Here is an 11,139-nt window from a genome sequence, read left to right as displayed (position 1 = left end):
CTCTGGGAGAACGCCTGGGCCGAGTTCGTGCCCTTCCTGGCCTTCGACGTCGAGATCCGCAAGATCATCTGCACCACCAACGCGATCGAGAGCGTGAACGCCCGGATCCGACGCGCGGTCAAGGCCCGCGGGCACTTCCCCAACGAGGCCGCCGCGCTCAAATGCGTCTACATGGCGATCATGAGCCTCGACCCCACCGGAGCCGGGCAACGGCGGTGGTCGATCCGCTGGAAGCCAGCTCTGAACGCCTTCGACATGGCCTTCGACGGGCGCCTGTCCGCCGGTCGCCGTTAGCTCAACCAGCTTCAGTTACACCGGAAAGTTGACAGTCCCGACTCCACCTGTGCTCAGCCGGCCGGGGTGAAGTAGCGGCGCGGGTTGTTGACCAGCATGGTGGAGATCTGGTCGTCGGTCACGCCCTGCTCGCGCAAGGCCGGCAGCACGTCCTCGCTGATGTGCAGGTAGTGCCAGTTCGGCGCGGTGGCGGCCAGGGCCTGCTGCGCGGTGTCACCGGAGAAGAAGTCCATGTAGCAGGCGGCGTCGTGGGCGAGCACGATCCGGTCGGCGTAACCCTGTGCGCAGAGTGCCGCGATCGTGGCCACGCGCTGGTCGGTGGGGTTGAACAGGTCGAGGCCGAACCGGTCGCAGCCGATCGTCGCGCCCTGATCCATGATCCATTTCAGGTAGTCCAGGTCGTTGCTGTCCCCCGCGTGGCCGATCACCACCTTGGTGAGGTCGACGCCCTCGCGGGCATAGAGCTCCATCGCCTGCCGGCCGGTCCGATGTGCGGCGTTGGTGTGCACGGTGATCGGGACGCCGGTCTCGCGGTGGGTCGCGCAGATCGCCTTCTGCACCCGCGTCTGGTCCGGGGTCAGCCCACGCTCCTCCACCACACACTTGAGGAACGCCGCCCGGACCCCGGTGTCGCCGATCCCCTCCCGGATGTCGCGCACGAACATGTCGACCATCAGCTCGGGGCCGCCGAGCAGGGTGTCCGGCCCCCGGTAGTGGAAGAAGTGCGGGATCTCGTCGAAGGTGTACAGCCCGGTCGCGGCCACGATGTTGATGTCGACCTCGGCGTTGATCCGCGCCACCCGGGGCAGGTAGCGGCCGAGCCCGACGACGGTGGGGTCGACGATGGTGTCCACACCCGCCTCGCGCAGCGCCCGCAGCTTGGCGATCGCGTCGGCGACCCGTTCCTCCTCGTCCCACCAGTCGTCGCCGAAGTTCTGCATCACGTCCGGGGTCAGCACGAACACGTGCTCGTGCATGAGCGTGGTGCCCAGCGCGTCGAGCTCGACCGGCCCGCGCACGGTGTCGACCGTCGCCATCGACTTCCTCCCGATCGTCGGTCGCCCGAGCGTGGTCCGGGTCACAGCGCATCGTCAAGCGGCTGCGCAGGGCGGGCGCCGGTGTGACCCCCGCCGCGGGTGGCGGCGTCCTCCGGTCCGTGGTGGAACGATCAGGGGGACGCTCGACGAGGGGAGGTGCCGTGGAACGACGTGCCCACCTGGTGCGCCGCGCCCTGCACGCGGCGTTGGCCCTGCCACGGCCGGTGAAGCAGCTGGTCGCCGGCCCACCGGTCCGCATCGACGGGCAGCAGCTCGACCTCGACGTCCAGCTCCTGCGCCGGGTCCTCACCCCGCGTCGGCCCGCCCCCGTCCCCGCACCGGACCGGATGCGGGCCGGTCAGGCGTTCGTCGACCGGCTCGTCGCGGGCCCCGAGGAGCCGGGCGTGCGGCGCGAGGACCGCACCGTCCCGGGTGCGGCGGGCGAGCTGCCCGCGCGGCTCTACGTGCCCGACGAGATGCTGCGCGACGGCGACGGGCTGCTCGTCTACGTGCACGGTGGCGGTTTCGTCGCGGGCGACCTGGACTCGCACGACGGCCTGTGCGGTGCGCTGGCCGCCGAGGCCGGCGTCCGGGTGCTGTCGATCGGGTACCGGCTCGCGCCGGAGCACCCGTTCCCGGCCGCCGTGGACGACTGTCTCGCCGCGTTCGCCCACGTCGCCGCCCGTCCCGAGGAGTTCGGTGCTGCGCCGGGGCGGGTCGCGATCGGCGGCGACTCGGCCGGGGCGAGCCTGGCGCTGACCGTCGCCCGGGAGACCAGCGGTGGCCCCGGGGCGACCCCTCCCGTCTTCTGCCTGGCGTTCTTCCCGGTCACCCGTCTCGACGGCCGGACCCGTTCGCGCGAGCTGTTCGGCGACGGCTACTTCCTCACCACCGCGGCGATCGAGACGATGGCCCGCTGGTACGTGCCCGACGAGATGCGCGAGGACCCGCGGCTGCGCATCGCCGAGGGCGATCTGTCCGGGATGCCCGCCACCTACGTCGCCACCGCCGGGTTCGACCCGTTGCGTGACGAGGGCGAGGACCTGGTGGCCCGGCTGCGTGCGGCGGGCGTGCCCGCCGTGCTGCGCCGCCACCCCGACCTCACCCACGGGTTCGCCACGACACTCGGCATCGGTACCCGGCCCCGGCAGGCCGTGGCCGAGGCCGCCGGTGCGCTGCGCACGGCGCTCGCCCTGCTCCCGGGGACGGCCACCCGGCCGAGCTGAGGCGGTCCCGCCGCGCGGGACCCGGCGGACCGGGGACACTGCAGGTGTCGGGAACCGGCACGAGGAGGAGGGCGAGGACGTGGTCTGGGACGGGGTGGGCACCCTGCTGCTCGCCGGCGGGCTCATCGCCGGGGTGGTGTGGATCGCGGTCGCGGCCGCGGTCGGGACGGTCCCGCGGCCGGTGATCGGCGTGGCGCTGTGGGTGCTGGTGCCGCTGGCGTGGCTCGGCTCGCTCGGCGTCGTGCTGGTGGGCGGTTCGGTCGGCACCGGCTGGGCCGTCCTGCTCGGGCTGCTCGCGGTCGCGGTGGTGGCCTGCCTGCTCGGCCGGCGACGGGTGTCCCGGCAGACCTGATCGACGCGGGCCACAATGGCCACGTGGACTTCCGCTCCGTCTACCGCCATCACTTCCTGCGCACCGCCGCGGCGACGCTGCACACCAGCATGGCCGAGCCGGCCGCGAACGCCGCCGCGGTGCTCGAGACCGCACGCGCGTGCTCGGCCGAGGGCGTCGGCCTCGTCGTGTTCCCGGAGCTGACCCTCTCCGGCTACTCGCTCGAGGACATCCTGCTGCAGGACACCCTGCTGGAGGCGGTGGAACGGGAGCTGGTGGCGCTGGCGGCGGCGACCGCGGAACTGTTGCCGGTACTCGTCGTCGGAGCACCCCTGCGGTACCGGCACCGGATCCACAACACCGCCGTGGTGATCCACGGCGGGCGGATCCTGGGCGTCGTCCCGAAGTCGTACCTGCCCACCTACCGGGAGTTCTACGAGCGTCGCCAGCTCGCCCCCGGCGACGACGTGCGCGGTGCGACCATCCGGATCGGCCACGACGTCCACCCGTTCGGCGCCGACCTGCTCTTCGCCGCCGACGACCTGCCCGGCTTCGTGCTGCACGTCGAGATCTGCGAGGACTACTGGGTGCCGATCCCGCCGTCGGCCGAGGCCGCGCTGGCCGGGGCGACGGTGCTGGCGAACCTGTCCGGGTCGCCGATCACCGTCGGGCGGGCCGAGCACCGCCGCCTGCTCTGCCGCTCGGCGTCGTCCCGCAACCTGTCCGCCTACGTCTACGCCGCCGCGGGCGAGGGCGAGTCCACCACGGACGTCGCGTGGGACGGCCAGACGATGATCTTCGAGAACGGCGAGCTGCTCGCCGAGTCCGACCGGTTCCCGCAGGGCCCGCGCCGCGCGGTCGCCGACATCGACCTCGACCTGCTCGCGGCCGAGCGGCGCCGGCAGGGCACCTTCGACGACAACCGTCGCACCCACGCCGCCCGCACCGACGATTTCCGCACCGTGCCGTTCCGGCTCGACCCGCCCGGGGACGACATCGGGCTGCGCCGCACCGTCGAGCGCTTCCCGTTCGTGCCCGCGGACCCCGCGCGCCTGGAACAGGACTGCTACGAGGCGTACTCGATCCAGGTCTCCGGCCTGGAGCAGCGGCTGCGGGCCATCGGCCAGCCGAAGATCGTCATCGGGGTGTCCGGCGGGCTCGACTCCACGCACGCGCTGATCGTCGCCGCGCGGGCGATGGACCGGCTCGGGCGCCCGCGCAGCGACATCCTCGCCTTCACGATGCCGGGCTTCGCCACCTCCGACCACACCCGCAACAACGCGGTCGCGCTGTCCCGGGCGCTCGGCGTGACCTTCGAGACGATCGACATCACCCCCACCGCGCGGACGATGCTGGACGAGATCGGCCACCCGTTCGCCCGGGGCGAGGCCGTCTACGACGTCACCTTCGAGAACGTGCAGGCCGGGCTGCGCACGGACTACCTGTTCCGGCTGGCCAACCAGCGGGGCGGCATCGTGCTCGGCACCGGGGACCTGTCCGAGCTGGCGCTGGGCTGGTCGACCTACGGCGTCGGCGACCAGATGTCGCACTACAACGTCAACGGCGGTGTCCCGAAGACGCTGATGCAGCACCTCATCCGCTGGGTGGTCTCCTCCGAGCAGTTCGACGACACCGTGTCCGGCGTGCTGCGCTCGGTGCTCGACACCGAGATCACCCCCGAGCTCGTCCCGGCGGACTCCGACGCCGAGGTGCAGTCCAGCCAGGCGACGGTCGGGCCGTACGCGCTGCAGGACTTCACGCTCTGGTACACGCTGCGGCACGGCTTCCGCCCGTCGAAGATCGCCTTCCTGGCCGGGCACGCGTGGTCCGACCCGGCGGCGGGGGCCTGGCCGCCCGGCTTCCCCGAGGACGAGCGTCCGGCCTACGACGCGGCCGAGATCCGGCGGTGGCTGCAGGTGTTCGCGCGCCGGTTCTTCGCGTTCTCCCAGTTCAAGCGGTCCGCCCTGCCCAACGGGCCGAAGGTCTCGGCCGGGGGCGCGCTGTCCCCGCGCGGTGACTGGCGCGCACCGTCGGACATGTCGGCGGCGCTGTGGCTGGCCGAGATCGAGCGCGAGGTCCCGGAGACGTGACCGCCCGGGCCGGGTGACCCGGCAGGACGTCCGACGCACCGGCAATGCATGTCGTCGTGCCGTTCGCACCGGCCACCGATCAGTGATGCGACTCACCGAGCGGTGCGCGGTGCCATGCGCCGTCGAACGGTCGTCCGGCGCGCGGGCGTCCTGCGCGCCCACCGACGGGCCGCGAGCCACCACCTCACCCGACCGCGCTCCCGACCTGGGCGGACCGGCGGTCGACAGTGGATCTCGCCGTCGTGGTGGATCTGCTCGGACGCACCGCGGGCCGCCGGAGGGACGCCGACACCTCTGCGCCGGGCGGGTGATCAGGACTACTACTGTCCCCCGCAATCGACCTGGAGGTGAGTCTTGGCGCTCGCGAACATCCTGTCCGAGATGCCCGATCTGCTCGAGCGAACCCTCGACGAGCACACGGCCGACTCCGAGGGCTACTGCCGGGAGTGCCGGGACGCCTCCGGCGTCAGTGCGACCTGGCCGTGTGTCACCCGCGAGCTCGCCGAGCAGGCCCGTTCCATGAACGGCCCGGGCACCGGCACGGTCGCCGGCCGGCGCCGTGCGCGGGACCTGGACGGGGCCCGCGGGAGCCGGCACCGCTCCGCCTGACCCCGGGCGGACACCGACGACGGAGGCCGGGCCCGGCACGGGGCCCGGCCTCCGTCGTGGGTGGGGTGGCCGGCGCGATGCGCGTGAAGCTCAGGACAGCCGGGCAGGCGCACCCGGCCGGTGCGTCTCGCGGATGAACAGCACCGCCACCAGCGAGATCAGCGCGACGACGACCATGTAGGTCGCGACCGCCGACGACGTCCCGTAGGCCTGCTGCAGCGCGGTCGCGATCAGCGGGGCGAAGCCACCGCCCAGGACCGCGCCGACCGCGTAGGAGAACGAGGCCCCGCTGTAGCGGTAGCGGGCCTCGAACATCTCCGCGAACAGGGCCGACTGCGGACCGTAGGACAGGCCGAGCCCGAGCGTCAGCACGACCACGGCGACGACCATGGCGGCGAAGCCCGTGGTGTCGAGCAGCAGGAAGAACGGGAACGGCCAGAGCACCAGCAGCACCGAGCCGACCAGGTAGGCCGTCTTCCGGCCGACCCGGTCCGACCAGATCGCGCCGCCCACGATGCTGGCCAGCCAGCTCAGCGACCCGATGATCACCACGACGATCATCGTGTTGCGGGGGACCTCCAGCACCTGGGTGCCGTACGACAGCAGGTAGGCCAGGAAGACGTAGCCGATCGCGTTGTTCGCGATGAAGCTGAGCGAGGCCAGCACCAGCTCCCGCGGCCGGTTCCGGAACACCTCGACGATCGGGGCGCGGCTGCGCGTCCGGTTCTCCCGCAGCAGCGCGAACACCGGGCTCTCCTCGACCCGCAGCCGGATGACCAGGCCGACCACGACCAGCACGATCGAGAGCAGGAACGGCACCCGCCAGCCCCAGGCCGCGAACTGCTCGGGCGTGGTCAGGTTGGAGACCACCAGGAACACCAGCTGGGCCAGGATCAGCCCGGCCGGCACGCCGATCTGCGGGAACGAGCCGTAGCGCCCGCGCCGCGCGGGCGGGGCGTGCTCGACCGACATCAGCGCCGCACCGCCCCACTCCCCGCCGGCGCTGAGCCCCTGCAGCAGCCGCAGGACGACCAGCAGGACCGGGGCGGCCACCCCGATCCGGTCGTAGGTCGGCAGCAGGCCGACACCGACGGTCGCGAGTCCCATCAGCAACAGCGACGCGACCAGCATCTTCTTCCGGCCGATCCGGTCACCGAAGTGGCCCCAGACGATGCCCCCGACCGGGCGGGCGACGAGGCCGACGCCGAGGGTCGCGAACGCGGCGAGCGTGCCCGAGGCGGCGGACAGCGTGGAGAAGAACTGACTGTTGAACACCAGGGCCGCGGCCGTGGCGTAGATGAAGAAGTCGTACCACTCGATCGTCGTGCCGATGGCGCTCGTGACGGCGACGCGGCGGACCTGGCGCGGAGCGGAGCCGGTGGTGTCGGCGACGCTCCCGGAACCGGTGGCCGGACCGGTGGATGTCATGCGGATTCACCCCCCGGGCCGGGACTGCGGTGTGCCGGCCCGCCGCTACCTTGCGCCGAGCACCCGGCCGGGTAAAGGGCGAATCCCGACGTTTCCGGCCGCGGCCGCGGAATCCGGCGTTCCCGACCGCTCGCCGCATGATCACGCGCGGTCGTCGTCACGGAACGCACCCAGGACCGGACATCTGGTCACACATCACTACTGTCCGGACACGGAACACGCGGTCCGGTTCGCCGACGGGCAGGGACTCCCCCGGTCCCACGCTCCCCCCGCAGCCCGCCCGGCCCGCGTGCCGGAGGAGATCGTCGTGCCCCGACACCGCCACCGGCGGGTGCAGGCCGAGCCCCGACCCGGGCTGCGCCACGTCGCCACCGCCGCCGCCGTCGCCGGCGGCACCCTCGCCGTCGTCACCCCCGTGACCGGGCTCGAGTTCGGCCCCACCGAAGCCGAACTGCGCCTGGCCTCCTCCGACCTCACCTCCCCGGGGGTCGCCGGTGTCACCGACGGCACCGGCTCCCGGACCGACGGCCCCGACACCGACGATCGCGAGGGCAGCGCGACCGACCCGGAGCACCCCGGCATCGACGCGCCCGGTACCGACGACGCCGGCCGGCCCGGTCTCGCCGCCGCACTCGGCTCCGCATTCGGCTCCGCGTTCGCCGAGGCCCCCGGCCCCGGCGGGACCGCCGCGGCGCCCCGCACCGAGCCGGTGCTGGGCGCGGGGATCGTCCGCGACGCCGGGTTGCTCGACGCGACCGCCGACGCCGGCCGGGCCGCCGCGGCGGAGGCCGAGCGGTTGGCGCGCGAGGCCGCCGAACGCGCCGCCTGCGACCTCGACCTCGACGGGCTCGGCCCGGTCAAGGACTGGGTGTCCGACGCGGCGGAGTTCCTCGGGTGCGCCTACGGGCAGCCGGAGCTGATCGGCGTTGCCCAGCGCGGCAACGTCTCCGACCACCCCACCGGGCACGCGCTCGACCTCATGGTCCGCGGCAGCGACGGCGACCGGATCGCCGAGTGCGCGCTGGCCAACGCCGAGGAGCTGGGGGTCGAGTACGTCATCTGGGAGCAGCGGATGAACCACGGCTCCGGCTGGACCGAGATGTCCGACCGCGGTGGGGACACCGCGAACCACTACGACCACGTGCACATCTCGTTCGAGAAGAGTGCCGGGAGCGGCTCCCCCTCCCTCGAGCGGTGCTCAGATGGCTCGTGAGTGGTTATCGCGGTCAGGACCGCGATAACCACTCACAGTCATAACCCAATCTTCGCCGGGCGTCCGTCGTCCAGATGCCGGATCGCGACGACGGCCGGGCGCGGCTGCGCGGCTCCGCCGTCCGGCCAGTGTGACGCCGGTGCCTCCGGCGAGGCGTCGTCGGCGTCGCCCGGGTGCTGGACCGAGATCAGCACGAACGTCTCGGTGACGACCGGCCCGCAGCACTCCGAGCCCACCGGGACGCTCGCGAACAGCCGGGTCGAGCCGCGCTGCGGCCCCTCCAGCACGACGCCGTAGAGCCCGTCGTTGATCTCGAGGGCCTGCGTGGAGTCGGTGGACAGCCACAGGTTGCCGTGGGCGTCGAACGCGATGTTGTCCGGGGAGGTGATCGGGCTGACCTGGGACTTGTCGTAGCCGCCGAACCAGGTCGACGGGTCCTCCGGGTCACCGCAGACCAGCAGCACGTTCCAGCCGAACCGGGTCGCCGCCGGGTCGTCGGAGTCCTCGGTCAACTCGATGACGTGCCCGTGCTGGTTGTCGACGCGCGGGTTCGCCTCGTCGGCGCCGGCCTCGCCCGCCTTGCCGCGGTCGGAGTTGTTGGTGCAGGCGATGTAGACCTTGCCGGTCCGCGGGCTGGGCTCCACGTCCTCGGGACGGTCCATCTTGGTCGCGCCCACCCGGTCGGCGGCGAGCCGGGTGAACACGAGGACGTCGGCCACGCTCATGCCGTCCACGTAGGACGTCGTGGCGGAGGTCAGCGGCTTCCACTCCCCCGCACCGTCGAAGCGGCCGTCGCGCGGCAGGGCGCCGTCCCCGGTGATCTCGGGGGCCGGGCTGTTGCCGGTGAACGTGGCGACGTAGAGCGTGCCCGACGCCAGCAGGGTCGCGTTGTGCTCGCGGGCCTCCCGGCTGGAGCCGCGACGCATCCGCTTGTCCGACACGAACTTGTAGACGTAGTCGAAGCGTTCGTCGTCGCCCATGTAGACGACCGGGCGGCCGTCCTCGGTGAGGGTCACGGTCGCACCCTCGTGCTTGAACCGGCCCAGCGCGGTGTGCTTGACCGGCGTCGAGCCCGGGTCGTGCGGGTCGATCTCGACGATGTAGCCGAACCGGTTGGCCTCGTTCGGCTCCCGCCCCAGGTCCCAGCGCGGGTCGACGCGCTCCCAGCGACGCTCCGAGGGCCCTTCCTCCAGGCCGTAGCGCTCCTGCCGCGGGTCGGTCACCGGCCCGGAGGCGAAGTAGCCGTCGAAGTTCTCCTCACCGGACAGGAACGTGCCCCACGGCGTGGTGCCGCCCGCACAGTTGCCGATCATGCCGAGGACCCGGCGCCCGGACGGGTCCGCCGTGGTCCGCAGGTTCTCCGAGCCGGCGGCCGGGCCGTCGAGGACCATCTCGGTGTCGGCGGTGATCCGGCGGTTCAGGCGTCCGGCCCGGTCGTGGTGCAGCTCGCCGGTCCGCAGCTCCCGGGTGACCTCGACGATCCCGCCGCCGTGCGCGGCCATGCCGATGCGGATCTGCTCCTCGGTCGGGTTCTCCTCGTCGTAGCCGCGGAACATCAGCGGCTCGAGCGTGTACTCGTGGTTGGAGAACATGACGTAGCGCCGTCCGGGGCCGTCGATCGGCAGGATCCCGCAGAAGTCGTTGTTGTAGCCGAACTGGCGGGCCTGCGCGGCGGCGGTCTGGTGCTCGAAGTCGAACTCCGGGGCGTCGGGGAACATCGGGTCGCCCCACCGGATGACGACGTTGCTCGCGTAATCGGCCGGGACCCGGACCGCGTCGTCGAGGTTGGGCTCGACCGTCTCGTAACGCAGCCCCGGCGGCAGGGACTGCGCCGTCGGTGCCGCCTGCGCCGCCCCCAGCGGGTGCGCCCGGTCCGGCTGCGGCATCCCGGCCGACGCCGTACCGGCGAGCGTTGCCCCGGCGCCCGCGGTCAGGCCGAGCACCGCACCGGCCCGGAGCATGCCGCGCCGGTCGAGCACGGTCTGCAGGACGTCCCCGAAGTACCCGTTCGACGACGTGTTCGGCTCGGGCCTCGAGCACGCGTCACCACAGCGGTAGCGGCAGGTCAGGCCCTGGCGCCCGGGCCGGGGCTGGGCCGGCGGGCGGCTCCGCAGGCTTCGCGCGCGGTCGACGAGGGGGAGCATCCGGCGGGAGCCGGCCTCGGGGATGTCGCCGGGGCAGCGGTCGGCCACGGTCGTCCTCCTGGGGGTCGTGGTGGGATGACGGCGGCGGGCGGTTCGGGTGCCGATCGCCCGGCTCCTCCGCATCACAGCACCCCTGCCCTCCGAACGGGTGAGAAGCAGGTGGCCGTCGGGTGAACGCCGCCGCGCCGGGCCGTGGGCTCGACCACGCTCGGCGACCGCCACCGGGCACGCGCGGTCGCCCTCGCTCGGGATCCCCCCGCGTCACCTTCCCGGCATCGGGGCAGGATCGAGCAGATCGACATCCACCACGGGTCCGAGGTGCACCTGTCCGTCCTCGGCGGGGCGGCATCGCGCAGGTCGGCTCCCGGCACTCGGCCGAGGCGCACGCTGCCGCCCCACCACGGGCGAGAACGTGCTGATCGGCGCCGGCTACCCGCCTGACGTGCACGCTTCCGCCCTACCGAGGGCGGGAACCCACATCCCCGCGCCCGCCGGGACGACCGAGGCTGCCCCCATCTGCCGAGGGCGAGAACGCGCTGATCGACGCCGAGCCCACCGTCCGAGCGGTCGCTCGCCGCGCGTGTGAGGGCGCTACTGCGCAGCTCGAGGCCCGGCCGGTGGCCGAGACGCACGCTGCCGATCCGCCGAGGACGGAAACGCGCAGATCGACTTCCGGAACACACCTGACATGCACGCATCCGCCGCATCGAGGGCGCGAACGTGCAGATCGGTACCGGGCACGCTGCCGAAGCGCGCGGATCCGCCCG

9 protein-coding genes are annotated in these 11,139 nt (G+C 73.0%); 6 read left to right on the top strand and 3 right to left on the bottom strand.

Annotation, left to right across the window (positions count from 1 at the left end):
- On the top strand, window positions 1–294 hold a 294-nt coding region (locus BM093_RS10645; protein ID WP_177238381.1), incomplete at its 5' end, for a transposase.
- 53 nt (window positions 295–347) lie between these two features.
- Here the strand turns inward: BM093_RS10645 and BM093_RS10640 are convergent.
- Complete coding sequence (locus BM093_RS10640; protein WP_093340948.1) at window positions 348–1,331, bottom strand: phosphotriesterase family protein; 984 nt, start codon at window positions 1,329–1,331, stop codon at window positions 348–350.
- Window positions 1,332–1,492: 161 nt separating this feature from the next.
- Here BM093_RS10640 and BM093_RS10635 point away from each other — a divergent pair, with 161 nt between their 5' ends.
- From BM093_RS10635 to BM093_RS10620, 4 genes are all read left to right on the top strand, one after another.
- Window positions 1,493–2,557: an alpha/beta hydrolase gene (locus BM093_RS10635; protein ID WP_093340884.1), complete on the top strand. Its 1,065-nt coding sequence runs from the start codon at window positions 1,493–1,495 to the stop codon at window positions 2,555–2,557.
- A 79-nt stretch (window positions 2,558–2,636) separates the two neighbouring features.
- Window positions 2,637–2,909 carry a hypothetical protein gene (locus tag BM093_RS10630; protein WP_093340882.1) on the top strand — a complete coding sequence of 91 codons (273 nt, stop codon included), beginning with the start codon at window positions 2,637–2,639 and terminating at the stop codon, window positions 2,907–2,909.
- Between the two features lie 23 nt (window positions 2,910–2,932).
- Window positions 2,933–4,978: an NAD(+) synthase gene (locus BM093_RS10625; protein ID WP_093340880.1), complete on the top strand. Its 2,046-nt coding sequence runs from the start codon at window positions 2,933–2,935 to the stop codon at window positions 4,976–4,978.
- A gap of 381 nt (window positions 4,979–5,359) precedes the next feature.
- Complete coding sequence (locus BM093_RS10620) at window positions 5,360–5,587, top strand: hypothetical protein (RefSeq protein ID WP_245773443.1); 228 nt, start codon at window positions 5,360–5,362, stop codon at window positions 5,585–5,587.
- 90 nt (window positions 5,588–5,677) lie between these two features.
- Here the strand turns inward: BM093_RS10620 and BM093_RS10615 are convergent, their stop codons facing one another.
- Window positions 5,678–7,015, bottom strand: coding sequence for an MFS transporter (locus BM093_RS10615; RefSeq protein ID WP_093340876.1), 1,338 nt, complete (start codon window positions 7,013–7,015; stop codon window positions 5,678–5,680).
- 307 nt (window positions 7,016–7,322) lie between these two features.
- On the opposite strand from BM093_RS10615, the gene BM093_RS10610 reads away from it, so the two are divergent.
- Window positions 7,323–8,228, top strand: a complete 906-nt coding sequence (locus BM093_RS10610; RefSeq protein ID WP_143105330.1) for a VldE C-terminal domain-containing protein — start codon at window positions 7,323–7,325, stop codon at window positions 8,226–8,228.
- 38 nt (window positions 8,229–8,266) lie between these two features.
- Here the strand turns inward: BM093_RS10610 and BM093_RS10605 are convergent, their stop codons facing one another.
- A complete protein-coding gene (locus BM093_RS10605; protein ID WP_093340945.1) occupies window positions 8,267–10,372 on the bottom strand; it encodes a PhoX family protein in 2,106 nt (701 codons plus the stop codon).
- Window positions 10,373–11,139 lie beyond the last annotated feature (767 nt).

The organism is Pseudonocardia ammonioxydans (assembly GCF_900115005.1).
Classification (GTDB): Bacteria; Actinomycetota; Actinomycetes; order Mycobacteriales; family Pseudonocardiaceae; genus Pseudonocardia; species Pseudonocardia ammonioxydans.
This window is presented reverse-complemented; position numbering and strand designations above follow the sequence as displayed.

What these genes read in the sequence shown, in the direction of transcription:
- BM093_RS10640 (WP_093340948.1), bottom strand. Translation starts at nt 1,331, where the DNA reads ATGGCGACGGTCGACACCGTGCGCGGGCCGGTCGAGCTCGACGCGCTG.
- BM093_RS10620 (WP_245773443.1), top strand. Translation starts at nt 5,360, where the DNA reads ATGCCCGATCTGCTCGAGCGAACCCTCGACGAGCACACGGCCGACTCC.
- BM093_RS10605 (WP_093340945.1), bottom strand. Translation starts at nt 10,372, where the DNA reads ATGCTCCCCCTCGTCGACCGCGCGCGAAGCCTGCGGAGCCGCCCGCCG.
- BM093_RS10615 (WP_093340876.1), bottom strand. Translation starts at nt 7,015, where the DNA reads ATGACATCCACCGGTCCGGCCACCGGTTCCGGGAGCGTCGCCGACACC.